This is a genomic window from Streptomyces sp. NPDC005878, from assembly GCF_040629815.1.
GTDB lineage: Bacteria > Actinomycetota > Actinomycetes > Streptomycetales > Streptomycetaceae > Streptomyces.
The window spans coordinates 100,389-126,440 of sequence record NZ_JBEXWK010000010.1 but is presented as its reverse complement, the minus strand read 5'-3'; the positions used below and the strand labels follow the sequence as shown (position 1 = coordinate 126,440).

Genomic DNA, 26,052 nt, shown 5'->3' with positions numbered 1-26,052 from the left:
CCATCGTACGGGCGGGTGGGAAGGGGTCCAGGGCCGTAGGACCTGTTACACCCCGTAGGCGGCCGCTACGCGAAACGGGCCGCCAGCAGCACCACGTCCTCGCCGCCGTCCGAGGCGTCGAGCCCGTCCGGCAGCACGGTCCGCAGCACGTGGTCGGCGATCGCGTCCGGGTCGTCGCGGGCGGCCCTCGGGACGCTGGCGGCGGCCGCGTGGAGGCGGGCGAAGGCCCGGTCCATCGGATCGCCGGTGCGGTGGAGCAGCCCGTCGGTGTACAGCAGCACCGTTTCTCCGGCCGCGGGCTGGATCTCCACGCTCGGCGCCTCCCAGCACGCGAGCATCCCCAGCGGCGCGGAGAGGGAGGTCTCCACGTACTCGGTGCGGCGCTCGCCGACGATCAGCGGCGGCGCGTGCCCGGCCCCGGCGAGCACGATCTTTCCGCGCGCGGGTTCGCAGTACGCGAAGAGCGCGGTCGCCGAACGGGCCGGCTCGGTCAGCCGCAGCAGCAGCTCCAGGTCGGAGAGGACGGCGACCGGGTCCTCGCCCTCCATCACCGCGTACGCCCGCAGGCTGGCGCGCAGCCGCCCCATCGCGGCGACGGCGCTGGGCCCCGACCCGGTGACGGAGCCGACCGCGAGGCCGAGCGCGCCCTCGGGCAGCGGCAGCGCGTCGTACCAGTCGCCGCCGCCGCGCGGGCCGGTGCGGTGGCGGGCGGCGAGCCGCACCCGGGCCACCCGGGGGAGCCGGCTGGGCAGCAGCTCCTCGGTGACGGTGGCGAGCCGGGTGCGCGCACGGTCCAGCTCGACCAGCCGGTCGACGTGCTCGGCGGCCTGGCCCAGATAGAGCCCGATGAGATGGCGGCGGCGCTCGGCCGGCTCGGCGGGCTCGTCGTAGAGCCACACCACCGCGCCGAGGCGGACGCCCGCGTCGGTCGTCAGGGGCAGCGTGTAGCTGGCCGCGTAGCCGATCCGGGTGGCGACCTCGCGGTGGCGCGGGTCGGGGGTGTGGCCGCCGGCCGCCTCGCCGACCAGGTCGGAGCCGCCGTCGGCGCCGGGCAGGCCGTCGAGGATCCTGCCGTACGGGGTGGCGCTGCGCGGGACCGTCTCGATGTGGCCGAGGTCGGCGTGGGCGAGACCGAGACCGGTGGTGACGGCCGGGCCCAGTCCGTCGGCGGGCTCCAGGACGATCAGCCCGCGGCGCGCGCCGACCAGCGCGGCACCCGCCCGCAGCAATTCGTCGAGAGCTTCGTCGAGCACGGAGGTGCGGGCGAGGCGCTCGGTCAGTTCGTGCAGGGTGGTCAGGTCGGAGACCCACCCGGCCAGCCGGTCCTGGATCGCCACGCCCGGGGCTGCGGAGGCGGTGGGGGCGGATGGGGGCAGAGGCGCGGAAGTGTGCGCGGGAGGCGGAACGGATGGATCGATTCCAGCCACTTTCGGCAGGTGCGGGGCGCTCATGGCAGTCGGCTTTCCGACCGGTCGGTTTCGCTCAATAGCATCGCAAACCCCCATGTCAATCTGCGCCGCCATCAATGCATCCAGATGTACACGCACAAGTAAGGGGATGTCCAGCATTGTCATGGCGAGATTATTGGTGTCCAGGGGGTGTTCAACTTGGCGGAAAATTGCCCCCTGTGGCCCATCTCTGGGGTCGACTGAGGGCATTCAAGAGCGCGTCATATCGAGCGGGCTGGGTACGTACTCGGTGATGGCCAGGGGCAGTTGACGGTGTCCCGGAACCCGGCGGCGGGCCAGGGCGTCTTAGCAACCGACGGCCGCGCCCCATCCCCGAGTGGCGGGGTTTTTGCACAAGGGACAGCAAGCGCCACGCGCACGCCACCCCTCGCCATGCTTTTAATGGTCACAGCCCCCGCTCGGTCCTGACGGGTTACCCGTACCGCAGGCTCGCAGAGCTCAACGATCATGTACGCGCAGTGAAGTGATGCACACATGGTGTGATGTGGACCTCGGCGTTCAACGGAAAGGAACGAGCGCTCATGCGCGAGATCCTCGGAAGGCGACGCAGGCTCAGGTTCCGGCGCAGTGAAACGGCTGCTCGGCTTGGCGCCGCGCTGACCTGCGCGACCGAGTGGAAATGGCCCGTACTTCCAGGTGTCGGACTGACGACGGCCAAGGGCCGCGGCGGCCGGGACCGCGGCTGTGCCTGTCCCGACCCCGAGTGCGCCGTCCCGGGGGCGCACCCCTTCGACCCCGGCCTCCTGGCGGCGTCGACCGACGAGCGCCTGGTGCGCTGGTGGTGGACCAACCGCCCGGCCGCCCCGGTGCTCCTCGCCACGGGCGGCAGAGCGCCGTGCGCGGTGAGCCTCCCGGCCGTCTCGGGGGCGCGGGCGCTCGCGGTCCTCGACGACATGGGCATCCGGCTCGGCCCGGTGGTGGCGACGCCCACCCGGTGGTCGCTGCTGGTCGCTCCTTACTCGCTGGAACGGCTGGGTGACCTCCTCTACTCCAAGGACTGGGTGCCCAGTTCACTCCGCTTCCACGGAGAGGGCGGCTATCTGGTGCTGCCCCCGTCCGAGACGGGCACGGGGCAGGTGCGCTGGGAGCGGGCCCCGCTGCCGGGGTCGGCCAGGCCCTGGCTGCCGGATGTGGAGGCGGTGGTGGACGCGCTGGTCACGGCGGCGACCAGCGCACCGGACGGCGGGTCCCGGCTCGCGTACTGAGCCGGTGGCCCGGTCCGCTTACCAGGACAGCGAACGGGATGGGCGCCGAGTTCCCGCCGGGACCCGGTGTCACTCGTTCGGGTGCGAGAGCGCCCCAGTTGTACGGGAAACGGGCGCGCGGACGACCGGGCGCCCGCTTTCCGTCGCTATCTTCGGCCCACCGCAGGAATTCCTTGGGATGGGTGGGCCGCCGTGAACCTCCGCATGATCGGTATCGGGGCCGTGGTGGTGTTCGCGGTGCTGCTGCCGCTGGCGGCTTCGGCCGGCCAGGTCGAGGAGCCGGAGCCGGCGGGCACCGGGTCGGCGGGCGGCGATCCCGCCCTGTCCGACGCCACCCGTCCCGGTCCGCGCGGCCGGGCCGCGGCCGACTCTCCGGATGCGGGTTCCGTCTCCGAGCCCGGATCGGGGTTTCCCTCCGTGCCGGGCGACGCGAAGCCGTCCGGCCACGCGCGCGTGGCGCGGGGGCCCGCCGAACCGGCCGCCCACTGCGGGCCCGAACTCGTCTCGCCCGACGGCGTCGAGGCACAGACCTGTGTGCTGACCGAGGGGCGCGACACCTGGGCGCGCGCCTACTACCGCAACGCCACGGGCGGACGGTTGCGCTCCGTGCTCACTCTGATGGGGCCGGGCGCCCACACCGTACAGATGAACTGCGCCGTCGGCACGGGAGATCAGCCCGGAGTGTGCGAGACCCCGAGGGAACCGGCGAGGGGAAAACCTGGCGCGTACTCGGCGGTCGCGGAGTTCGCCGGAACAAGTCAGGACGCGCCTCTGCTGCTGCGTTCCGGGTCCAATGCGCCCGACGGTGGGGCGGTCAATTCCTCGGCACCCACGGTTCGTTGAGCGGCAAGCGGCCACGTGGGCGCATACGGCGAACCGGAAGAGGAAATGGAAGGGCCCGGTCGCTGGCGACGGGGGATGCACCAGCGACCGGGCTCTTAGAACGGTAACAAGAGATCTGTCATTCGCAAATTCGATCTCGGTTATTCGGACACCGATTTATCTGCGACTACCGGGAGTTGTGACGCGGGTCACCTGTCCCGTGACAGAAAGTGTCACGCTCAGCTCAACGTCACCTGGCGGTTGGTGAGCCCGCCCCGCGCCCGGCGCTCGTCCGGGGTGAGCGGAGCCTCGTCCGCCAGCGCCGCCGCCAGCCGCTCGGCGAACGCGGCGGCCGGCTTCTCGCACTCCTCGGCCGTCATCGCGCTCGGCAGGTCCCAGACCGGGACGGTCAGTCCGTGCGCGCGGAAGGAGCCCACCAGGCGGGTGCCCTCGCCGAGCGAGGAGGTGCCGGCCGCGTGCAGCCGGGCGAGCGCGTCCAGAAGGCGCTCCTCCGGGTGCGGCATGACCCACCGCAGGTGGTTCTTCTCGGGCGTCTCGCACCAGTAGGACGAGTCGACCGACGTAAGCCGTACGGTCGGGATGGCGGCGGCGTTGGCGCGCTCCAGGGAGGCGGTCACCTCGGGAGTGGCGTTCTCCGTGCCTTCTTCGCCCCGCACCCAGAACTCGAACCCGCTGTGCACGGCGGGCTCGAAGGCGGCGGCCGGGTCCAGCAGGTCCTGGAGCCGGGGGCCCTGGGGGTCGACGCGCTGGGCGGCGACCGGCGTACCAGGCTCGGCCGTCAACGCGCGCGTGAGCGTGTCCGCGAGGTCGCGGCTGATGTCGCCGGACGGCGTGTCGTTCTGGAGGCCGAGCAGCACCGAGCCGTCGTCACGGCGCAGCGCGGGCCACGCCATCGGCAGCACGGTCGCGAGCGTCACCGACGGCACGCCCTCGGGCAGGCCGTCCTTGAGGGTGAGTTCGACGGTGGCGGCGGGCACCAGCTCGCGCAGCGCGACCCAGTCGCACTCGCCCGCCAGGCCCTCGAACGGACGCTGGACCAGCTCGGTCACGGCGTGCGAGGCGGCCCGGCCGTGGCACGCCTTGTAGCGGCGGCCCGAGCCGCACGGGCAGGGCTCGCGGGCTCCGACGACCGGAATCTCGACATCAGCGCCTGCGGCGCCGGCCCCGTTCTTGCGCTGTGGCGCTGCGGCCTTCGTCTGGGGGCGCTTCTTGGCCATGGTGTGGCTCTCCCGACTGCGGTGGTGCGGTGTCGCTGGGTCGGGCGCGAGCCTAGTCGTACCGGTCGGGATACGGCGTACGGCTCGGTACAAGTCGTCCGCGGCGGGGCGGGGACCGGGGGAGCCGAGGCCTGCCTGCCGCGCTCGGATCGCTGCCTGGGGCCGCGCCCGCTGCCCTGGGGACTGGGGCCTGGGGGTCGGGGCCTGTGGCCCGGCCCCTGGAGACAAGGGACGCGGGACTCGCCCCTCCCGCCCCGCCGCTCGGTCCAGCTCGTTGCTCAGTCCAGCTCGTCGCTCGGTCCAGCTCGTTGCTCAGTCCAGCTCGTCGAAGACGTCTGCGCTCAGTCCAGTTCGTCGAAGGCGTCCGCGAACTCCAGGCTCGGCAGGGCCACGCGCGCGACGAAGTCGTCGGGGACGGGAGCGAGGCCGTTGTCGCACCCCTGCGCACGGTCGTACCCGGCCGTGATGATTACCCAGACGGTGACCTCGCCGGACGCGCTGTCGCGTACGCCCCAGTCCTGGGCGAGCGCGCTGATGATGTTCAGCCCGCGGCCCCCGCGCGCGGTGACGGACGGTGTGGCCGGAATCGGCCGGGTCGGGCCGCCGCCGTCGGTCACCTCGACCATCAGCCGCCCCGCCTTGTCGACGCGCCAGGCGGCCCGGACGTCCCCGTCGCCCACGTCCGCGCGTCCCAGCGGTCTGCCGTGCCGGCAGGCGTTGCTGAGCAATTCGGAAAGGACCAGTACGGCATCGTCCACGACCGGCTCGGACACACCGCTGCCGAGCAGCTGCTCCCGCATCCGGTGTCTCGCCTTGCCCACGCCCGCAGGGCCGTGGGGCACGGCCATGCTCGACGACGTGGGCACCTCCTGTGCCACCACCAACGCCACCCCCGAGACCTCCTTCACCCCACGCCAGGTGTGAATGCCCCAATGGACTGGACCGGAAACCGGCCAACCGGCGTCCGGTGACGCACTCGTCACGCCCGCACACGGACCGAACGCGCCGGTGCACTCCCTGTCACCGCCCTTCCTGGTGTGCCAGAGGAGGAGGGAGGGTACGGAAGTGGTGCTTCCAAAGGACCCGAAGGCCCCCGGTGGCTGTCTCAGAGGCGGCCCAGCTGGTGCAGCACCTGCTTGGGACGGTTGGTGATGATGGCCTCGACCCCGAGGCGTACGCACAGTTCGACGTCCTCCGGTTCGTTCACCGTCCAGACGTGGACCTGGTGGCCCGCCGCGTGCAACCGGTCGATGTAGCCGGGGTGGTTGCGGACGATCCGCATGCCGGGGCCCGCGATCCGCGCGCCCGCGGGCAGCCGCCCGTCGCGCAGACGGGGCGACAGGAACTGCATCAGGTAGACGGTCGGGATGTCCGGCGCGGCGGCCGCGACGCGGTGCAGGGAGCGCGCGGAGAAGCTCATGATCCGTACCGGCGAGGTCTCGCCGTCCGGCGGCGGATCCGTGAGGCCGAACCGCTTCAGCAGCTGGAGCAGCCGGTCCTCGACCTGTCCGGCCCAGCGGGTGGGGTGCTTGGTCTCGATGGCGAGCTCCACGCGCCTGCCCGCGTCGGCGACGAGCGCCAGGAGGCGTTCCAGGGTGAGGACGGAGGTGAAGGACGGGTCGCCCCAGTCCGGGCTCTCCTCGCTGTCCTTCCAGGAGCCGAAGTCGAGCGCCGAGAGCTCGGAGAGCTCCAGGGCGGAGACGGCGCCGCGGCCGTTGGAGGTCCGGTTGACGCGGCGGTCGTGGACGCAGACGAGGTGGCCGTCGGCGGTGAGCCGGACGTCGCACTCAAGGGCGTCCGCGCCGTCCTCGATCGCCTTCATGTACGCGGCGAGGGTGTGCTCGGGCGCGTCCTCGGAGGCGCCGCGGTGGGCCACCACCCGGACGGAGGCCCGGTGGGGCGTATGACTGTCGTGCTGCCGTGCTTGGGTCACCGCGTCATCGTGCCACTGCGGCGGGGCACAGGGGCGGCTTGCGGGTGGGAGCACGAATACACAGCTCCTGCTTACAGTGGCCTGACAGCTTGTGGGAAAAGCTGAGCGCTGACATGTGCACACGTCCGCATCGTGCGATACGCGATTGTCGGACCCCTGACGCACCATGGTCGGTGTCGCGTCCCCCAGCCGAACCATACCGACCCCGAGACTGAGTGGAACCGAGGAGAGAGAGCTGTGAGCACCGAGAACGAGGGCACCGCGGCCCCGGCCGTCCCGCCTGCCCCGTCGTCAGCACCGCCCGCGCCTCCCGCCCCTCCCGTGATGTCCGAGGAGCCCGCGGCGCCGTCCCCGGCGGCCCCGTCCCCCAGGCCCGACCGTCCGGCGCCGCCGGCCGCCGGGCCGCCCGCCCCCGAGCCGACGGCCACGCACGCGACGCCGGAGTCCGGTGCCGCGTACGCCGGGACGGGGGCCGGGGCGGGGACCGGGGCCACGCACGCGACGCCGGAGCCGAAGGGCGCGCCGGAGGCGCCGCACGGGCAGGACCCGGCCGCCGCGCACGGGGCCGCGCCCGATCCCGCCACCGCGCAGCTGCCCGGCCCGGTCCCGGCCGAGCCGCCGTACGGGGCGCCCGCCGCGCATCCGCAGGCCGCGGAGGGCTGGCCGACGCCCCCGCCCGCGCTGCCCGCGTACGGCGGCGCGGGTGGCGGTCCCGCCTGGGGCGCGCCCGCTCCCGAGCCGCAGCGCCCGCGCCGCCGCGGCGGTCTGATCGCCGCCGTCCTGGTGGCCGCGCTGGTCGCGGGTGGCGTCGGCGGCGCCATCGGCTACTGGGCGGCGGACCGCGAGGACGGCTCCAGTGGGTCGACGACCGTCTCGGCCTCCGACACCCCCAGGGACTTCAAGCGCGAGCCGGGCACGGTCGCGGCGGTCGCCGCGAAGGCGCTGCCGAGCGTGGTGACGATCGAGGCGCAGGGCGGTGACGGCGAGGGCGGCACCGGCACGGGTTTCGTCTACGACAGGGAAGGCCACATCGTCACCAACAACCACGTGGTGGCGTCGGCCGCCACCAGCGGCAAGGTGACGGCGACCTTCTCCAACGGCAAGAAGTACGACGCCGAGGTGGTCGGCCGCGCGCAGGGCTACGACGTGGCGGTCATCAAGCTCAAGAACGCCCCCTCCAACCTGGTCCCGCTCGCCCTCGGCAACTCCGACCAGGTCGCCGTCGGCGACTCGACGATCGCGATCGGCGCGCCCTTCGGCCTCTCCAACACGGTCACCACGGGCATCATCAGCGCCAAGAACCGCCCGGTGTCCTCCAGTGACGGCGCCAACTCCAAGGCCTCGTACATGAGCGCCCTCCAGACCGACGCCTCGATCAACCCGGGCAACTCGGGCGGCCCGCTGCTCGACGCGCGCGGTGCGGTCATCGGCATCAACTCGGCCATCCAGTCGGCCGGCAGCGGCGGTTTCGGCCAGTCGCAGGCGGGCTCCATCGGCCTGGGCTTCGCGATCCCGGTCAACCAGGCGAAGAACGTGGCGGAGCAGCTCATCAAGACCGGCAAGCCGGTCTACCCGGTGATCGGCGCGACCGTCGCCATGGACCAGAAGGGCCAGGGCGCCAAGATCTCCCCGCAGGCGTCCGGCGGCAGCGCGGCCGTGGTGCCCGGCGGCCCGGCGGACAAGGCGGGCCTCAAGCCCGGTGACGTCATCACCAAGTTCGGCGACACGGTGGTCGACAGCGGCCCGACGCTGATCAGTGAGATCTGGACGCACAAGCCGGGCGACCAGGTCCAGCTCACGTACCAGCGCGACGGCAAGGAGGCGACGGTCACGGTCACCCTGGGCGAGCGCATGGGCGACAGCTGACCGCGCCGCCCGAGGGGCGAACTCGGCACCGCCCAAGGAGGCCTGGTCCATCCCCCGGCCGGGCCTCCGCACCATAAGGACCCCTCCGCTAGGCTGTAGCAGCCCCGCCGCCGGTCGGCCGGCCCGGGGCGAGGGTGGGTTGCCCGAGCGGCCTAAGGGAACGGTCTTGAAAACCGTCGTGGCAGCGATGTCACCGTGGGTTCAAATCCCACACCCACCGCGTGTGCGCGGGTCGTACGGCCCGTGAAAAAGAGGTGCCCCGGACATCCGGGGCACCTCTTTTCGTCGCGCGGCACCTCGTCAGGTGGGCGCCCCGGGTCATACGGGCTGAGATGCCGGTCCAGCGTCGGCGTCGGCGTGTAAGGGGCGTCGGCCCATGGGCAGCGCCCCTAACCCGTAACGTCCGGGACCGTCGCCTCGTCCTCAGTACGCCGTCGTCAGCCGCGCCGCTGACGCGATGGTCGCCCGGGCTTCCCGCTCGGTGAGGCCGGTCCGGACCGCGGCGGTGGTGAGGGGGTCGGCCAGGGCCTCGCCGATGCCGTTCTCGTAGGCGCGGCAGGCGGCCCAGAAGAGGCGGGTGTTGCGTTGGCCCTCGTGAGCGGCGAGGACGAACTGGACCAGCCCGTGGCCCCGGTCCGGACCGTGCGCCCGGGAGTGGTGGGCGCGCGCCGGGGGCGTGAGGAGATCGAGGAGCGCGCCGGGGCAGGGGGCGGGCGCCAGATGGGCCGTGCCCGGGGCGAGCCGGTAGACGCCGTTGCTGGTCAGCGAGCCGGGGCCGACCAGATAACCGCCGGCGCCCCGCACGTCGATCCCGGGCGCGAGTCGGCTCGCGGAGTTGGGGACGACCCGGTCGGGCGGTCCCGTCAGCCAGATGTGCCGTCCCCCGCTCGGCGTGATCACGACGACGGTCTCCGGAATCGTGAACAGGTGCCGCAGGGCGAGGTGTTGCAGGGCCGCGACCGATTCGGGCGGCGGATCGGCCGTGTGCGGCATGAAGGGCGAAGGCGGCGAGGGCGGTGAAGGCGGTGAAGGCGGCAATGGCCGCACCGCCCGGCGGTCGCGCTGGGGCGGGACCGAAGCCTCTTCCGCCGTCCCCTCAGCCGCCCCTACGCGCGCCTCCGCGACAGCCCCCGGAGCCGAACCCGGAGCGGATCCCGTAGCTGACCCCGGGACCGATCCCGCCGCCGCTCCCCCCGGAACGTCGGCCGGCCCCGGTTCCGCGTGGCCCGGCTTCGTCGTGTCCAGGTCGATGCCGATGAGGTGGTGGGGCGGGCGGCCGCAGGCGATGCCGTACCCGGTGGCCCAGGGCGCGGCCGCGAACAGCGCGCGTACGGCCACCGGGTCCGTGGTCGCGTCGTGCACCCCGTGCCCGGGCAGCCCGCACTCGCCCCGGCAGAGCGCGGGCTGCGGCTCGCCGTGGTGCGGAGAACGCAGCGCGGGGAGCTTCGATCGGGACAGCGGGATGACGGGGAGCCCGCGCTCGGCGACGGAGAGAGCGTGGGCGAGGGCCAGGGTGGAGGCATGCCGGTCGATGGTGGCCATGCCTTCTATGTTCGTACGAGTGTTCGAAAAAGGGAAGCGGGAATGGATCCGGGTTCGGATGAGAGCGGAGAGTGACCGAAGGGTGGCCGGGACGGGACGGTGACGGGATCGGCTCGTGACCGGAAATGAGGGCTTGGGCTGCACGGACGCCGATTCGGGCGGGGCGGGTGGTGGGTCTGTGGCCTGCGGGGAACGCGTGCCCGGCGCCCAGGTGGCGGCCGGGTGGCGCGGAAGTTTGGCCGAAAGCGTGCTGAAACGGTTCTCCTCCCTGCTGGGCCGGTGTGCGGCGGGGTGCGCCTGGGCCGATAAACATCTTCCGGGACCTTTGAAAGCAAGTTGGTGGTTTATCGACAAGTCCTCACGCTTGCGGGCGAAACGCGCCGACTGGGCTGGTTCGCCGGGGATTCGGTGGGCAACTCTGATGACGCGACGCCGCAGCAGCTTCCAGGGCGGTCGGCCAACTTCCCTGGAAAAAGCCGTACTTCTGGTTCCTGGAGGAAAAGACATGGCAAGCATCCGCACCGCCCGCGTCATCGCCGCCGCCGCCGCACTGCCTCTCGCCGTGGGGCTCTTCACCGGAGTCGCCACCGCGGACAACGGCTCCTTTGCGGACCACGGATCGAACGCGGCAGTGGCGACCATCAGCGGGAGCGGGGTCGGGCACAACAACAACGGGAACTCGTCCACCACACAGCAGCAGGCCGTGGGGTCGGGCGCCTCGAACCAGAGCAATACCGCCCAGGTGAACGGCTCCGCCTTCACGGCGATCCGTCAGGACAACGTGTCGGTCAACTTCACCAACCTCTGGTGAGCCGGGGCCCCTCGGGGTCGGGGTCAGTGGGGTGACGACTGCCCGGGTGGCGGCGCTGCGGCGCGGCTGCCCGGGCGGTCGCGCGTCCGCGGGCGGGGGGCGGCCGGGTGAGTTCGCCCACGCGCGCGTGGATGCCCGCGCGGGTGCGATGGGGGCGGGGGCGCGGCAGCGCGGGCATTGACACGGGCGTCGTATCTGACGGACAGTCAGAAACCCCGACTCGTACGCGTACGTCCGGACCCCGGAGGCCGCCGCCGTGCACCTCGCCCCGACCGAACGCCAGCAACGCCTGCGTGCCGAACTCCGCTCCTACTTCCGCACCGTCATGGCGGAGGGCAGGGGCCGGGCGGAAGCCTCGCAGGGCGGCGACCGTGAAGACGGCGATCCCACGGGGGCCGACTCGACCGGCCTCGGTCCGACCGGCCTCGGTCCCACCGGCCTCGGCCCCACCGGTCCCGGACCGGCCGGCCCCGGCTGCGCCGACGACCCCGCGGCCCAACGCGCCCTGCTCCGCCGTATCGGCGCCGACGGGATGCTGGGGCTCGGCTGGCCCGTCGAGTACGGCGGCCAGGGGCGCGGGCCCGACGAGCAGTTCGTCTTCTTCGACGAGGCGTACCGCGCCGACGCCCCCGTCTCGATGGTCACGCTCAACACGGTCGGGCCGACGCTGATGCGCTACGGGACCGAGGAGCAGAAAGCGTTCTTCCTCCCCCGGATCCTCGCCGGCGAGCTGGTCTTCGCGATCGGGTACAGCGAGCCGGGCGCCGGGACGGACCTCGCCTCGCTGCGGACCCGGGCCGTACGGGACGGGGACGACTGGCTGATCGACGGCCAGAAGATCTTCACTTCCAACGCCCAGAACGCCGACTGGATCTGGCTCGCCTGCCGTACGGACCCGGCGGCGCCCAAGCACCGGGGCATTTCGATCATCCTCGTTCCGACCGACGCACCCGGTTTCTCCTGGACCCCGGTCCACACCGTGGGCGGCCTGACGACGACGGCCACGTACTACGACGGGATCCGCGTTCCGGCCGCGAACCTGGTCGGGGAGGAGAACGGCGGGTGGGGTCTGATCACCAACCAGCTCAACCACGAGCGGGTCGCGCTCGCCGCGATCGGCATGCAGGCCGAGGCGTTCTTCGAGGCGGCGCTGCACCGGGCCCGTACCCCCGATCCGGTGACTGGGCGGCGCAGGGTTGACGCGCCGTGGGTGCGTTTCAGGATCGCCGAGACACATGCCCGGCTGGCGGCGAATCGCCTGCTCAACTGGCGTTTGGTGGGGGACGTGGGGGCCGGTTCACCGGCCCCCGGGGACGCCGCGGGGGTGAAGTTCGCGGGAACGGAATCGGCGGTCGAGACGTATCGAATGTGCCAGGAGATCTCGGGGGAGACGGCGCTGCTGCGGGGAGGGTCGCCGGGCGCCGTGGGGGACGGGGAGCTGGAGCGGATGAACCGCGCGGCGCAGATCAACACGTTCGGGGGCGGGGTGAGCGAGGTGCAGCGGGAGATCGTCGCGACGATGCGGCTCGGGATGAAGAGGGGGCGCAGGTAGATGGCCGAGGACGTGTCCACGCGCTCGCGGGGGCGCATCGCGGACGGGAACGAGCGGGCCGTGCACCCCGACCCGGACGAGCGGGCCGTGCACCCGGACCCGGACGAGCGGGCCGTGCACCCGGACCCGGGCGAGCGGGCCGTGCACCCGGACCCGGGCGAGCGGGCCGCGCCCCCTGACACGGGTGGGCTGTACGGACGTCTCAAGGCGTACGAGGGCCGGTCGGCGGCGCGCGAGGGCGTCGGCAAGGACCTGGTCAACGAGCCGATGATCAGGCACTGGTGCGAGGCGATGGGCGACACCAACCCGGCGTACCGGGGGCCGGACGCGATCGCCCCGCCCACCATGCTCCAGGCCTGGACGATGGGCGGCCTCTCGGGGCACACGGACCGCTCGGGCGCCCACGACGAGCTGTTCGCGCTGCTCGACGGCGCCGGTTTCACCTCGGTGGTCGCGACCGACTGCGAGCAGGAGTACCTACGGGAGCTGCGCCCGGGAGACCGGATCACCTATGACGCGGTGATCGAGACGGTCTCGGAGCAGAAGACCACGAAGCTGGGGACGGGCCACTTCGTCACCACGCGGATGGACGTCCGCGCGAACGGCGAGCTCGCGGGCACGCACCGCTTCCGGATCCTCAAGTACGCCCCGGCCCGCCGCACCCCCGAGGGGCGGCGCCCGAGACCGGTCGTCAACCGGGACAACACCGGATTCTGGGACGGCGCCGCCGCCCACAAGCTGCTGATCCAGCGCTGCACCGGCTGCGGCGAACTGCGCTTCCCCTGGCTGCCGGGGTGCAACGGCTGCGGGGCGGCGGAATGGGACACAGTGGAGGCGAGCGGCGCCGGGACGGTGTTCTCGTACGTCGTGATGCACCACCCCCGCTTCCCCGGATTCGCCGAGCCCGGCACGGGTGGGGCCGACGGTGATGCTCCGTACGCGGTCGGCCTGATCGAACTGGCCGAGGGCGTGCGGATGATCAGCAACGTGGTGGGCGTGCCGTACGACAAGGTGCGCATCGGGATGCCCGTGCGCCTGGAGTTCCTCCGGGTGGACGAGGACCTGGAACTGCCGGTGTTCCGAGGGAGTGAGGGTGGCTGATGGACTTCACCCCCACCGAGGAGGAGGCGGCGGTCCGCGAGCTGGCCGGGGAGATCTTCGGAGACCTCGCCACCCATGAACGCCTCACCGCCGCCGGGACCGGGTCGGACACCGAGCTGTGGAAGGCCCTGTGCGGTGCCGGGCTGCCCGGGGCCGTCGAGGAGACGGGGCTGCTCGGACTGGTCCTCGCGCTGGAGGAGCAGGGCCGGACCACCGCCCAGGCGCCGTTCGCGGCGAGCTGCGTCTACGGAGTCCTGGCACTGGCCGCTCACGGCTCCCCGGACCAGCGCGACCGGCTGCTCCCGTCTCTGAGGGACGGTACGGCGGTGGCGACCGGCGCCTTCCCTTCGCACGCGGCGGTGCGGGCCTCGACCGACGGCGGCCCGAGGGGCGAGCTGACCGGAGTGGTGCCGGTGGTCCCCTGGCTGCGCGATGCCACACACGTCCTGGTGGCGGACGGGGAGGGGGCCCTGTGGTGGATACGGATGGGAGCACCCGGGACCGTGACGGAACGGGTCGAGACGACGGCGCCCTGGTCGGCCGGCCGGCTCACGCTCTCGGGAGCCCGGGGCGAACGGGTCGGCGGCCCGGGACCCGGCGCCTACGAGGACGTGCTGGCGACCGCCCGTACCGCCTTCGCCGGACTCCAGACGGGAGTGTGCGCGGGGTCGCTGGCCCGCGCGGTGGAGCACACCAACACCCGTGAGCAGTTCGGGCGGCCGCTCGCCACCCTCCAGGCGGTCCAGCTGAGGGCGGCCGACGCGTACATGGACACCGAGGCGATACGGGTGACTTCGTACGAGGCGGCGTGGCGGCGCGACCGGGGGCTGCCGTACCGCACGCACGCGCTCACGGCGGCCTGGTGGGCGTCCGAGGCGGGCAGGAGGGTCGTCCACGCGGGCCAGCATCTGCACGGGGGGCTCGGCGCGGACCTGGAGCACCCGGTGCACCGGCACTTCCTCTGGGGACGCCAGATCGACGCGTATCTGGGGTGCGGCGCCGAACTGCTGGAGGAGCTGGGCGGATTGCTCGTCGAGGGAGCAGAGGGAGCAGAGGGACCGGAAGGATCAGAAGGCTCAGGAGAAGCGGAACAAGGCCAAGCAACCGAAGAGCCCAAGAAAGCCAAGGAACCGAAGAAGCCCAACGAGTCGAGGGAGGGGAGGGCGCGGCATGAAGGCGGGAGACGAGCTGCCACCGCTGGAGATCCCGGTCACCCGGACCCTGATCGTCGCCGGGGCCGTGGCCTCCCGCGACTACCAGGACGTGCACCATGACGCGGTGCTCGCCCGGGAGAAGGGGGCCCCGGACATCTTCATGAACATCCTGACGACCAACGGCCTGGTCGGGCGGTACATCACCGATCACTTCGGCCCCGAGGCGCGGTTGCGCGCGGTACGGATACGGCTGGGGGCACCCAACCATCCGGACGACACCCTGACCTTGACCGGCACCGTCACCGCCGTGGAGGATGGCACGGCCGAGGTGCGGGTGCTGGGGGCGAACCGGCTGGGCCCCCACGTCACCGGGACCGTCACGGTCGCCCTCCCCCGGCCGGGGACGGGCGGCGCGGGGGAGGCGGCGGTATGAGCGTGCGGCGGGCCGACTCGCTCGGCGGGAAGGCGGCGATCGTCGGGATAGGGGCCACCGAGTTCTCCAAGGACTCGGGGCGCAGCGAGCTGAAGCTCGCCGTGGAGGCGGTGCGTGCCGCGCTCGACGACGCCGGGCTCACCCCCGACGACGTCGACGGCATGGTCACCTTCACCATGGACACCAGCCCGGAGATCACCGTGGCGCAGGCGGCCGGCATCGGCGAGCTGTCGTTCTTCTCGCGGATCCACTACGGCGGCGGGGCCGCGTGCGCGACCGTTCAGCAGGCCGCGCTCGCGGTGGCCTCGGGGGTGGCGGAAGTGGTCGTCTGCTACCGGGCGTTCAACGAGCGTTCGGGGCGCCGGTTCGGGTCCGGGGTGCGGCACCGTGAGCCCTCCGCCGAGGGTGCGGCGCTCGGCTGGTCGCTGCCGTTCGGGCTGCTCACCCCGGCCTCCTGGGTCGCCATGGCCGCCCAGCGCTATCTGCACACGTACGGGCTGACGCCGGAGGCGTTCGGGCAGGTGGCCGTCGTCGACCGGCGCCACGCGGCGACCAACCCGGCGGCGTACTTCTACGGCAGGCCGATCACGCTCGCCGACCACGCCGCCTCACGGTGGATCGTGGAGCCGCTGCGGCTGCTGGACTGCTGCCAGGAGACGGACGGCGGCCAGGCGATCGTCGTCACCACGGCCGAGCGGGCCCGGGACCTGCGCCGGCCGCCCGCCGTGATCACCGCGGCCGCGCAGGGGGCCGGTCGCAGACAGGAGGGGATGACGAGCTTCTACCGGGACTCCCTGACCGGGCTGCCCGAGATGGGAGTGGTGGCGCGCCAGCTGTGGCGGACGTCCGGGCTGACTCCGGCGGAGATCGACGTGGCGATCCTGTACGACCACTTCACCCCGTTCGTCCTGATGCAGCTGGAGGAGTTCGGGTTCTGCGGGGAGGGGGAGGCGGCGGATTTCGTGGCGGCGGACGCGTTGCCGCTGAACACGCACGGGGGACAGCTGGGCGAGGCGTATCTGCACGGGATGAACGGGATAGCGGAGGCCGTCCGGCAGGTCAGGGGGCTGGCGGCCAATCAGATACCGGACGCCGGACGCGTGCTGGTGACGGCCGGGACGGGTGTGCCGACTTCAGGGCTGATCCTGAGCGCGGACGGCTGAACTTCCGTACACGGAAGGATGATCTCCTGCACGGACGGCTGAGACACGGGGGCGAGCGGTGGCCGTCGCGAGCTGACGGCCTTTCACTCACCCTATGCACAGCCTTACATCGATCCGGCCCTGGTATCTGGGCATCGTCACGCCACCGCTCGCCGTGGCCACCACGCTCGCCGCTCTGCTCACGTTGAGTCCGTCCGCGTCGGCGGCGCCGACACCCGACGTCCCGGCGGCGGCGGCGTCGGCCTCGGCTGCGACGGCTCCGGCCGCGACGGCTCCGGCCGCGACGGCTCCGGTCGCGACGGCTCCGGAGACCGACGCGGCCGACGCGACCGACGCGGCAGACGCGGCCGACGTCGCCGGAGCCGCCTTCGTTCCGGCGGACTCGGTGGACAGCCCGGCGGTGCTGGCGCGTGCCGTGCACTACCAGGGGGCGGCGTTCGACACCTGCCAGGCGCCACCGCTGGCGACGATGAAGGCCTGGCGGTCCTCGTCGTCGTACCGAGGGGTCGGTGTCTACTTCGGGGGGCGCGGCCGCGGCTGCCCCGTCCAGCACCACCTCAACCGGAGCTGGCTGACGGACGTGGACCGGATGGGCTGGCGGGTGCTGCCGATCTTCGTCGGCTCGCAGTCGCCGTGCGTACGGTCGCAGGCGAAGCGGAAGGTGCGGATGAGCGCGGACTCGGCCCCCCAGGGCCGGGCAGAGGGGAGGGAGGCGGCCGAGGCGGCCGGGAAGCTGGGCATCCAGCAGGGCAGTGCGCTCTACCTGGACATGGAGGCGTACGACGCGAACAACGCGGCGTGCGCCCGGACGACGCTGGCGTTCGTGCGGGCATGGAACCGCGAGGTGCGCGGCCGGGGTTTCCTGCCCGGGTTCTACAGCAGCGCGGCCTCCGGAGTACGGCACATGGAGCAGGCCCGGCGCGCCGGGCAGTCCGACCTGCCGTCGGTGATGTGGTTCGCGCGGTGGGGCTCGGGGCCCTCCCTGTACGGGGAGCCGACCCTGCACGCGGACGCGTGGAGCCCGCACCGGCGCATCCACCAGTACGCGGGGAACGTGACCGAGACGCACGGCGGGCGGCGGCTCGTGGTGGACCGGAACACGGTGGATGCCCCGGTCGCCCGCTTCCGACCCTGAGGAGCCCAGGGACCTCCTCCACCTTCAGGAGGTCCAGCCACCCCTACCCGTACAACCTGAGAGGGACCCCGCTTCGCGACCTGGGGCCGATCCGTGGCGTAGCGGGCGCTCCTAGCGTGGAGGTATGACCACGCCTGTCTGCAACAGCGCCTCCCGGGCGGCGACGCCGTACCCGTCGTTCGCCTCGTACATGAGGGCCCGAGGCCCCGTGCTGCTGCGTACCGCACGCTCGCTGACCGCGAACCCGAGCGACGCCGAGGACCTGTTGCAGACGGCCCTCACCAAGACGTACGTCGCCTGGGACCGGATCGAGGACCACCGCGCCCTCGACGGCTATGTGCGCCGTGCGCTCCTGAACACCCGGACCTCGCAGTGGCGCAAGCGCAAGGTGGACGAGTTCGCCTGCGACGAGCTGCCCGAGCCGGAGTCGGTGCCGGAGCCCGACCCGGCCGACCAGCAGGTCCTGCACGACGCGATGTGGCGTGCCGTGATGAAGCTGCCGGACCGGCAGCGGGCGATGGTCGTGCTGCGGTACTACGAGGACCTCAGCGAGGCGCAGACCGCCGAGGTCCTCGGGGTCTCGGTCGGCACGGTGAAGAGCGCGGTCTCGCGGGCGCTGGGCAAGCTCCGCGAGGACCCGGAGCTCGCCCCGGTCCGCTGACCGGGATCCGGGCCACCGGTAGCGGGCGCGGGGGTCCGCATACCGCGTGACCTTGGTCTCGTGGGTGATTCCTTACCTCCGGGTAGTGACATACCGCGCGGTACGTGAGCAGAATCGGCACACCCTTATCGCCACGTGGCGCACCGTAGCGCCCCCGGGAGGCCGCCGTGCTGAGCACCATGCAGGACGTACCGCTGCTGATCTCGCGGATCCTGACCCACGGGTCGACGATCCACGGCAAGTCGCAGGTCACGACCTGGACCGGCGAGGCGGAGCCACGGCGCCGCAGTTTCGCCGAGATCGGCGTCCGGGCCGCGCAGCTGGCGCACGGCCTGCGCGAGCTCGGGGTCGAGGACGGTCAGGCGACGGCCACCCTGATGTGGAACAACGCCGAGCACGTTGAGGCGTACCTCGCGATCCCCTCCATGGGCGCGGTCCTGCACACGCTGAACCTGCGGCTCCCGGCCGAGCAGTTGATCTGGATCGTCAACCACGCGGCCGACCGCGTGATCATCGTCAACGGTTCGCTGCTGCCACTGCTCGCCCCGCTGCTGCCGCATCTGCCGACCGTCGAGCACATCGTGGTCTCCGGGCCCGGCGACCGTTCGCTGCTCGACGACATCGACGGCGCGGGGCCGCAGGTGCACGAGTACGAGGAGCTGCTCGCGGGCCGCCCGGCCTCGTACGACTGGCCGCAGCTGGACGAGCACACCGCCGCCGCCATGTGCTACACCTCCGGCACCACTGGCGACCCCAAGGGCATCGTCTACTCGCACCGGTCGGTCTATCTGCACTCGATGCAGGTCAACATGGCCGAGTCGATGGGCCTCACCGACAAGGACACGACGCTGGTCGTGGTGCCGCAGTTCCATGTGAACGCCTGGGGGCTGCCGCACGCGACCTTCATGACCGGCGTCAGCATGCTGATGCCGGACCGCTTCCTCCAGCCCGCTCCGCTCGCCGAGATGATCGAGCGTGAGAAGCCCACCCACGCCGCCGCCGTACCGACCATCTGGCAGGGCCTGCTCGCCGAGGTCACCGCGCGCCCCAAGGACCTCTCCTCGATGGTGAAGGTGACCATCGGCGGCGCCGCCTGTCCGCCCTCGCTGATGGAGGCGTACGACAAGCTCGGCGTCCGGCTCTGTCAAGCGTGGGGCATGACCGAGACCTCGCCGCTGGGCACCATGGCCAACCCGCCGGCCGGCCTCTCGGCCGAGGAGGAGTGGCCCTACCGGGTCACCCAGGGCCGCTTCCCGGCGGGCGTCGAGGCGCGGCTGACCGGTCCCGGCGGGGAGATCCTGCCCTGGGACAACGAGTCGGCCGGTGAACTGGAGGTCCGGGGCACCTGGATCGCGGGCGCGTACTACGGCGGCGCGGGCGGCGAGGACTTCCGGCCCGCCGACAAGTTCAGCGAGGACGGCTGGCTGAAGACCGGCGACGTCGGTGTGATCAGCCCGGACGGCTATCTGACGCTCACCGACCGCGCCAAGGACGTCATCAAGTCGGGCGGGGAGTGGATCTCCTCGGTCGATCTGGAGAACGCCCTGATGGCGCACCCCGAGGTCGCCGAGGCCGCGGTCGTCGCCGTCCCCGACGAGAAGTGGGGCGAGCGCCCGCTGGCCACGGTCGTCCTGAAGCCGGGGGCGAGCGCCGACTACGCGGCCCTCAAGGACTTCCTCGCCCGGTCGGTCGCCAAGTGGCAGCTGCCGGAGCGGTGGACGATCGTCGCGTCGGTGCCGAAGACGAGCGTGGGGAAGTTCGACAAGAAGGTGATCCGCAAGCAGTACGCGGACGGGGAGCTGGACATCACCGAGCTGCGCTGACACGGCGGCCCGGCGAGCCGGGCCGCCTGGGCATGTTTCACGTGAAACATGCCCCCTGAGCGGCCCGGTGAGCTCCAGCGATTCCCAGCGATTCCCAGCGGCTCCCAGCGATTCCCAGGGAGTTCCGGTGAGTCCCGAGGGTCCGGGCGGTGAGCCCCGGTGAGGCGGAACGCGGCGGGGGCCGGTCGATGTTTCACGTGAAACACCCACCGGCCCCCACCTCTGTCCGTACCGGCCCTAGTTGGTGCCGATCTTCGCCAGCAGGTCGACGATCCGGCCCTGGACCTCGGCGCTCGTCGAGCGCTCGGCCAGGAACAGCACCGTCTCCCCCGCCGACAGCTTCGGCAGCTCGGGCTGGTTGAGCCCCGCCGAGGTGTAGACGACGAGCGGCGTGTGGTTCAACTGCCCGTTCGCCCGCAGCCAGTCGACGATCCCGGCGCGGCGGCGGCGTACCTGCATCAGGTCCATCACGACCAGGTTCGGCCGCATCTGGCCCGCCAGCGTCACGGCCTCGGTGTCGGTGGCGGCCCGCGCGACCTGCATACCCCGCCGCTCCAGCGTGGCCGTCAGGGCGAGCGCGATCTCCTCGTGCTCCTCGATCAGCAACACCCGGGGCGGGTGCTGCTCGCTGTCGCGGGGAGCGAGGGCCTTCAGCAGGACGGCCGGATCGGCGCCGTACGCGGCCTCGCGCGTCGCCTGTCCCAGACCGGCCGTCACCAGCACCGGCACCTCGGCGGCCACAGCCGCCTGCCGCAGCGACTGGAGCGCGGTACGGGTGATGGGCCCGGTCAGCGGGTCGACGAAGAGCGCGGCCGGGAACGCCGCGATCTGCGCGTCCACCTCCTCGCGGGAGTGCACGACCACCGGCCGATAGCCGCGGTCACTCAGCGCCTGCTGGGTGGAGACGTCCGGCGCGGGCCAGACGAGCAGCCGGCGCGGGTTGTCGAGCGGCTCGGGCGGCAGCTCGTCGTCGACGGGCTGCGGGTGCGGCCGGTTGGCGACCTCCACGGCTCCCCCGGGCCCGTCCAGCGGCTCGGGACCTTCGGCGCCCTTGTCCGGCGCCCCTATGGCGTACGCCCGCCCCTGCCCCTCCGAGGGCGGGGAGAGCAGCGACGTGGGGGACGGGCCCGGGCGCTCGGCCTCGGTGGTCCCGGCGGGGCGCTCACCCTCGGGGGGCGTACCGAGCTTGCGGCGCCGCCCCGAGCCGGAGGGGCCGGAGGGCTGCTGGACGAAGGGCACGCCCTGGCCGAGGGTGCGCACGCTGAACGCGCGGCCCTGGGAGGCGTCGTCGGGCAGGGGGGCCGCCTCGGCGGGCAGCGGCTGACGGGCGGGCTGCGGCGAGGTGCCGCCCGCCGTCTCCGGCCCGTTCGCCGGAACGGCCCCGCCGACCGCCCACGCGGGCGGCTGTTCGACGGGGTGCGGCTGCGGCGGAGTGTGCTCGTCGACGTCGTCGTTGCGTACGGCGCCGTGGTGCGGGCGGCCGGCGGGGCGGCCCTGGGCGGGCCCGTTCGCCAACGGGCGGTGGGCCGGGGCGGGTCCGGCGCCGGGGCCGTTGGCCAGCGGGCGGTGGGCCGGGGCCGACGGGGCCGGGAGGGGCTGGTGCGGGTCGGGGACCCCGGGCCGGTTCGGGTCCGCGGGGATGCCGGTGCCCTGGCCGGGCGCCGTTCCGGGCAGCCCCAGGGGCCTGCCGGGACCGGCCGCACGGGAGCGGTCGGCGTCGGCCGGTCCGGCGGGCCGCGCGGTGTCCGGGCCGTGCGGAGCGAAACCCTCGGGCGGGACCGGGCGGTCGGCGTCGGCGGGCGGGAGGGCGAACGCCGTGCGCACGGTCCCCTCCTCGGCCTCCGGGGCGGCCGCGAGAGCCCTGCGGGCACGACGGCCGCCGGGCCCCGCGTCGGCGGCGCGCGCGTCCCCCGGTTGCCCGTCCGCGTCGGGGACCGCCTCGCCGCCACTGGCGGGCAGGGCGCGGCGGGCGCGGCGGCCCGAGGGAGCGGCCGGGTCGGTCGCCATGCCCTGCGGCGGAACAGTCTCGCTCAGCGCGGCCGGCCGCCCGGTGCCGGGCTGGCGGGCGCTCTCGGCGGCGGTGACGATCGAGCCCTCGGAGGGCGCGGCGCTCCCCTCGGCGGGGCTGGGACGCCCGCGCCGCCGCCCCGTCCCGGAGGAGCCGCCCGTGTCGCCCGAGGGTCCGGCCGGGCTGCCCGAAGTCCCGTCGCCGGGGGCGCCGGTGGGACCGTTGCCAGCAGCGTACGGCTGCGCGCCGCCCGGGGCGGCCTCGGTGCCGGGCATGCCGACGGCCGGGCCGTTCGGGGTCCCGCCGGACGGGCCGCCGGGCCCGAAGGGATGGGCGCCGGAAGCGCCTTCCGGCGTACCCCCGGCGGAGTTGTGGGGCACGGCGCCGGCCGGTCCGGCACCGGGCGCACCCGGCATACCTGGGGCAACGGGCGCACCCGGCACGCCCGGGGCATTGGGGACGCCCGGGGTGCCCGGCAGGACCGGAGCACCGGGGCCGGCCGGCGCACCGCCCGCTCCCGGGCCGCCGGACGGGCCCCCACCCGGGGTGCCCCGCCCCGTAACGGAAACCCCGCCGGGACCCTCACCGGAACCCGGACCGCCGCCCTCGCCCGCCTGCTGCGCGGGGATGCGTTCGAGTGCGGCCGGGGACGCGGCGGACGGGTCGGGCCGCTGGTCCTCCTGGGCGCGGCCCCGGCGGCGGCCGGTCGGGGACTTCTCCTCCTCGACGGGGCTCGCCAGGAACGCGTCCGTGGAGGCCCGCCGGGCGCGGCGGCGGCCCGAGCCGGACGGCTGGGCCGGCTCCGGCGCCGCGACGAGGGCGACCTCGGCCGCGGCGGGCTCGGGCACCGAGCCCGCACCCTGCCCCAGCGGGACCTCCAGGACGTACGCGCTGCCGCTCATGCCCGGCACCTCGACCGTCTGGAGCACACCGCCGTGGGCCCGCACGATGCCCTGGACGATGGGCTCGTGGACGGGATCGCCCCCGGCGTAGGGCCCGCGCACCTCGATGCGTACGACGTCGCCGCGGACCGCCGCCGCGACGACGACCGTGGAGTCCATGTATCCCCCGGCGGCGACCGGGGCGTTGCCCGTGGCGTCGACGCCCGCCACGTCCGCCACCAGGTGCGCCAGCGCCGTGGAGAGCCGTACGGGGTCGATCTCGGCCTCGATGGGGGGCGCGTGGACGGCGAACTGGGCCCGGCCCGGCCCGATCAGCTCCACGGCGCCCTCGACGCCCGCCGCGACCACGTTTCCGACCAGCACCTTCGCCTTCTTCAGCTCCTCCGTACCGGAGTCGAGCCGCTGGAAGGCCAGGACGTTGTCGACGAGGGTGGTCATCCGGGCGTACCCGGCGGCCAGATGGTGCAGCACCTGATTGGCCTCGGGCCACAGCTGGCCCGCGTCGTCGGCCGCCAGCGTGGACAGCTCGCGGCGCAGCTCGTCCAGCGGCCCGCGCAGCGAACCGCCGAGCACCGAGAGCAGCTGCTGGTGGCGTGCGGAGAGCGCGTCGTAGCGGGAGGTCTCGCGCTCCAGGACCTCCGCGTGCTTCTTGGCCTGCTCCTCGTACGGGCGGCGGTCGGTGAACGTCATCACCGCCCCGACCAGCAGATCCCCGTCCCGTACGGGCGCGGTCGTCAGGTCGACGGGCACGGCGGCGCCGCTCTTCGCCCACAGCACCTGGTTGCGCACCCGGTGCTTGCGGCCGGACTTCAGGGTGTCGGCGAGCGGGCTGCCCTCGTACGGGAACGGCTCGCCGTCGGCGCGCGAGTGCAGCACCAGCGGGTGCAGCTCCTGGCCGCCGAGGTCGCTGGCGCGGTAGCCGAGGATCTGCGCGGCGGCCGGGTTGACCAGGACGACACGGCCCTCGGTGTCGGTGCCGACCACGCCCTCGGCGGCCGCGCGCAGGATCATCTCGGTCTGCCGCTGCGAACGGGCGAGCTCCGCCTCGGTGTCGACGGTGCCGGAGAGGTCACGGACGACGATCATGAGGAGTTCGTCGCCGGAGTAGTGCGCGCCGCCGCTTCCGTAGGAGGAGGACGGCGAGGCGTACGCGTCGCGTCCGTCCTCCAGGTTGGCGCTGGTCACCTCGACGGGGAACTCGCTGCCGTCGGTGCGCCGGGCCACCATCCGGGTCGGCTTGGTGCGGCCCTGCTCGTCCTCGGACTCGGGGCGGCGCATCGAGCCCGGGATGAGCTTGGAGTCGAAGGAGGGCAGCAGGTCGAGCACGCCCCGCCCCACGAGCCCGGTCCCCGGGGACTCGAACATCTCCAGGGCGATGGTGTTCGCGTTGACGACCGTGCCGTTGCAGTTGACGAGCACGAGCCCGTCCGGAAGGGCGTCAAGTATGGCTGCGAGGCGAGCAGCGCCTCGGGATGGCCTGCTGCTCACGACGACGCTTCCTCCCTGAACCACTGCACCTTGCGGCCTGTCACTGGGAGGGAGTCTAAAGGCAGGGGATGGGCGCGCGACGGCGGATGAGGGGGAGCTCTCACCAATCTTCTGTGACCACGGCGTATGCCAGGAGATCGCGCCGACGGTGTGGGGCGCGTCCGGCTGGCGTGCCGGGGCCGCGTGCTTCGGGCGCCCCGTAGGGACGCTCACCGTCTCGCCGTCCGAGCCCTCACGGAACATTCACCGGGCACGCACCGGGGTTTCCGCCGGGACGCTCATCGGGGTTCCGAGGGAGACGCGCACCGGGTCGCTCGCCGGGGGCTTTACCGAGAGGCTCACCGTCACCCGGAGCTCACCGAGGTCCGGGCAGAACCGGGACCAGGGTCCTCCACCGGCTGATCTCGCACCCGTTGCGCAGGTTGTACTTGGCGTCCACCGGCCGTCCCGCCCAGCTGCCGGTGACGCGGGCGGTGGCGTCGCCGCCGTAGATCATCGTGCAGCGCGCCTCCGGGGGGACGGGCGCGAACGGATCCTTGCCCCAACCGGTGAGCTTCTCCATCCGGTCGCACGCCTGGAGGATCTGCGGGTGGTCGCCCCCGGGCGGGTGGCACTCCAGCTCGTACGTGCCGTCCGTCTCCCCGTTGTGCGCGATCCTCACCGTGAGGTGGTCCGGGACGGGCTCCTGGTCGTGGCCACCGAGGAGGGGGAGCGAGGGCAGCGGCAGGGGGGCGGACGCCAGGGCCGGGGGCGCGGTGGCGAGCGCCGCCGTGGCGGCGGTGGCGAGCGCGGTGACGACGAGGCGACGCAGCATGCGGGCTCCACGGGGTGGACGGGGTGGGTCCGGCCCCACCGGGGCGGGACGGATTCGGCATGCCTAACGCGCCGAAGCCCCGCGCGTTGCGCCCGGACCGCCGGCCGGCGGCGTGGCCGGCCCCGCGAGACCGCGCCGGACCGCCGCCCTTTCGCCCCCCGGTCCCGGGACGGACCGCAGGTCGGCCGCGCTCCCGCACCCGGAAAACGTGGGCCGCCTAACGCTTTGCCCTGGCGCCCACCTGCCTAGTACCGTGGGGTCCGATTGGTGACGCGGAGCAAGGCTGTGTCATCATCTGCACGCACCACTCGCGTACGCGAGAGGGTGTGCTGGAGGCGTCGCCTAGTCCGGTCTATGGCGCCGCACTGCTAATGCGGTTTGGGTCTTAAAGCCCATCGAGGGTTCAAATCCCTCCGCCTCCGCCAGCTCAACCCGAAGCCCCGGCCCCACGGCCGGGGCTTCGGTCGTTTCCGGGCTCGATCGTTTCCGGGCGGGGCCGCGAGGGTGCTCGGGTAGGGCTGCCGCCGTATCCGGATGGGCGGGGCTCGGTTGCGCCGCCCTCTGCCCTCTGCCTTCTGCCAGCCCGCGGCTCGCCGCCCGCCCCATGCGACCGCGACACCCGATCTCCGCGCTCCAGGCCACCTGATCCGGTGACCCCGGTCACATTTCCCCTGTTACGGGCACATCGAGCCCACCGGGCCCGCTCCCCCGCCCACGCCTCGGTGAGGGTATTTCCGCAGGTCAGAGGGGGTGGGGCTAATGGATTTCGCGTGACGGCGCAGGTCATGTAATGTTGTTCCCGCAACGCCGACCGGGAAGAAAAAAACCGGGAAGCAACGCAACAAGCACTCGTAGCTTAACGGATAGAGCATCTGACTACGGATCAGAAGGTTGCAGGTTCGAATCCTGCCGAGTGCACAGCGAAAGGCCCC

Annotated in this window: 17 protein-coding genes, 3 tRNA genes and 2 pseudogenes; 15 read left to right on the top strand and 7 right to left on the bottom strand. The window is 73.2% G+C overall.

Features of this window, described 5'->3' with window-relative positions:
• Positions 1 to 65: 65 nt before the first annotated feature.
• A complete protein-coding gene (locus ABZ404_RS17830) occupies positions 66 to 1,568 on the bottom strand; it encodes a PP2C family protein-serine/threonine phosphatase (RefSeq protein ID WP_358834653.1) in 1,503 nt (500 codons plus the stop codon).
• Between the two features lie 422 nt (positions 1,569 to 1,990).
• On the opposite strand from ABZ404_RS17830, the gene ABZ404_RS17825 reads away from it, so the two are divergent.
• Positions 1,991 to 2,674 (top strand): bifunctional DNA primase/polymerase, encoded by a 684-nt coding sequence (locus tag ABZ404_RS17825; RefSeq protein WP_358834640.1) that lies wholly within the window; start codon positions 1,991 to 1,993, stop codon positions 2,672 to 2,674.
• 192 nt (positions 2,675 to 2,866) lie between these two features.
• Positions 2,867 to 3,517, top strand: a complete 651-nt coding sequence (locus tag ABZ404_RS17820; protein WP_358834639.1) for a hypothetical protein — start codon at positions 2,867 to 2,869, stop codon at positions 3,515 to 3,517.
• A gap of 218 nt (positions 3,518 to 3,735) precedes the next feature.
• Here the strand turns inward: ABZ404_RS17820 and ABZ404_RS17815 are convergent, their stop codons facing one another.
• The 3 genes and pseudogenes from ABZ404_RS17815 to ABZ404_RS17805 form a co-directional block, all read right to left on the bottom strand.
• A complete protein-coding gene (locus tag ABZ404_RS17815) occupies positions 3,736 to 4,734 on the bottom strand; it encodes a DUF5926 family protein (protein ID WP_358834638.1) in 999 nt (332 codons plus the stop codon).
• A 341-nt stretch (positions 4,735 to 5,075) separates the two neighbouring features.
• A pseudogene (locus ABZ404_RS17810) lies at positions 5,076 to 5,710 on the bottom strand (ATP-binding protein).
• A gap of 129 nt (positions 5,711 to 5,839) precedes the next feature.
• Positions 5,840 to 6,667 carry a glycerophosphodiester phosphodiesterase gene (locus ABZ404_RS17805; RefSeq protein ID WP_358834637.1) on the bottom strand — a complete coding sequence of 276 codons (828 nt, stop codon included), beginning with the start codon at positions 6,665 to 6,667 and terminating at the stop codon, positions 5,840 to 5,842.
• Positions 6,668 to 6,904: 237 nt separating this feature from the next.
• Between ABZ404_RS17805 and ABZ404_RS17800 the strand changes: the two genes are divergently transcribed.
• Positions 6,905 to 8,533: a trypsin-like peptidase domain-containing protein gene (locus ABZ404_RS17800; RefSeq protein WP_358990538.1), complete on the top strand. Its 1,629-nt coding sequence runs from the start codon at positions 6,905 to 6,907 to the stop codon at positions 8,531 to 8,533.
• A 133-nt stretch (positions 8,534 to 8,666) separates the two neighbouring features.
• Positions 8,667 to 8,753: transfer RNA gene (locus ABZ404_RS17795), tRNA-Ser, on the top strand.
• A gap of 203 nt (positions 8,754 to 8,956) precedes the next feature.
• Here the strand turns inward: ABZ404_RS17795 and ABZ404_RS17790 are convergent.
• Positions 8,957 to 10,075 carry a bifunctional DNA primase/polymerase gene (locus tag ABZ404_RS17790; RefSeq protein ID WP_358835637.1) on the bottom strand — a complete coding sequence of 373 codons (1,119 nt, stop codon included), beginning with the start codon at positions 10,073 to 10,075 and terminating at the stop codon, positions 8,957 to 8,959.
• A 505-nt stretch (positions 10,076 to 10,580) separates the two neighbouring features.
• Between ABZ404_RS17790 and ABZ404_RS17785 the strand changes: the two genes are divergently transcribed.
• The 9 genes and pseudogenes from ABZ404_RS17785 (at position 10,581) to ABZ404_RS17745 (ending at position 19,908) form a co-directional block, all read left to right on the top strand.
• Positions 10,581 to 10,886: a hypothetical protein gene (locus ABZ404_RS17785; protein ID WP_358835636.1), complete on the top strand. Its 306-nt coding sequence runs from the start codon at positions 10,581 to 10,583 to the stop codon at positions 10,884 to 10,886.
• A 256-nt stretch (positions 10,887 to 11,142) separates the two neighbouring features.
• Positions 11,143 to 12,438 carry an acyl-CoA dehydrogenase family protein gene (locus tag ABZ404_RS17780; protein ID WP_358835635.1) on the top strand — a complete coding sequence of 432 codons (1,296 nt, stop codon included), beginning with the start codon at positions 11,143 to 11,145 and terminating at the stop codon, positions 12,436 to 12,438.
• The gene (locus tag ABZ404_RS17775; RefSeq protein WP_358835634.1) at positions 12,439 to 13,539 is read left to right on the top strand and encodes a bifunctional MaoC family dehydratase N-terminal/OB-fold nucleic acid binding domain-containing protein; all 1,101 of its coding nucleotides are present in this window, start codon (positions 12,439 to 12,441) and stop codon (positions 13,537 to 13,539) included.
• Positions 13,539 to 14,570 (top strand): annotated as a pseudogene (locus ABZ404_RS17770) (acyl-CoA dehydrogenase family protein); the annotation flags it as partial. The gene ABZ404_RS17775 and the pseudogene ABZ404_RS17770, both read left to right, overlap by 1 nt.
• 139 nt (positions 14,571 to 14,709) lie before the next feature.
• Entirely contained in the window at positions 14,710 to 15,126 is a 417-nt protein-coding gene (locus ABZ404_RS17765; RefSeq protein ID WP_358835633.1) for a MaoC family dehydratase, read from the top strand.
• Positions 15,123 to 16,289 carry a lipid-transfer protein gene (locus ABZ404_RS17760; RefSeq protein ID WP_358835632.1) on the top strand — a complete coding sequence of 389 codons (1,167 nt, stop codon included), beginning with the start codon at positions 15,123 to 15,125 and terminating at the stop codon, positions 16,287 to 16,289. The genes ABZ404_RS17765 and ABZ404_RS17760 overlap by 4 nt, the downstream gene beginning before the upstream one ends.
• A gap of 94 nt (positions 16,290 to 16,383) precedes the next feature.
• Positions 16,384 to 17,424: a DUF1906 domain-containing protein gene (locus tag ABZ404_RS17755; protein ID WP_358835631.1), complete on the top strand. Its 1,041-nt coding sequence runs from the start codon at positions 16,384 to 16,386 to the stop codon at positions 17,422 to 17,424.
• A gap of 124 nt (positions 17,425 to 17,548) precedes the next feature.
• Positions 17,549 to 18,085, top strand: a complete 537-nt coding sequence (locus tag ABZ404_RS17750; protein ID WP_358835630.1) for a SigE family RNA polymerase sigma factor — start codon at positions 17,549 to 17,551, stop codon at positions 18,083 to 18,085.
• A 167-nt stretch (positions 18,086 to 18,252) separates the two neighbouring features.
• On the top strand, positions 18,253 to 19,908 hold the full coding sequence (locus ABZ404_RS17745) for a long-chain fatty acid--CoA ligase (RefSeq protein ID WP_358835629.1): 1,656 nt from the start codon (positions 18,253 to 18,255) through the stop codon (positions 19,906 to 19,908).
• Between the two features lie 237 nt (positions 19,909 to 20,145).
• On the opposite strand, the gene ABZ404_RS17740 is transcribed toward ABZ404_RS17745, so the two are convergent.
• Positions 20,146 to 24,306, bottom strand: a complete 4,161-nt coding sequence (locus ABZ404_RS17740; protein WP_358990535.1) for a PAS domain-containing protein — start codon at positions 24,304 to 24,306, stop codon at positions 20,146 to 20,148.
• Positions 24,307 to 24,661: 355 nt separating this feature from the next.
• Positions 24,662 to 25,120, bottom strand: coding sequence for an SSI family serine proteinase inhibitor (locus ABZ404_RS17735; protein ID WP_358834862.1), 459 nt, complete (start codon positions 25,118 to 25,120; stop codon positions 24,662 to 24,664).
• Between the two features lie 331 nt (positions 25,121 to 25,451).
• Here ABZ404_RS17735 and ABZ404_RS17730 point away from each other — a divergent pair.
• Positions 25,452 to 25,545, top strand: a tRNA-Ser gene (locus ABZ404_RS17730).
• Positions 25,546 to 25,965: 420 nt separating this feature from the next.
• Positions 25,966 to 26,038: transfer RNA gene (locus ABZ404_RS17725), tRNA-Arg, on the top strand.
• The last annotated feature ends 14 nt before the right edge of the window (positions 26,039 to 26,052 follow it).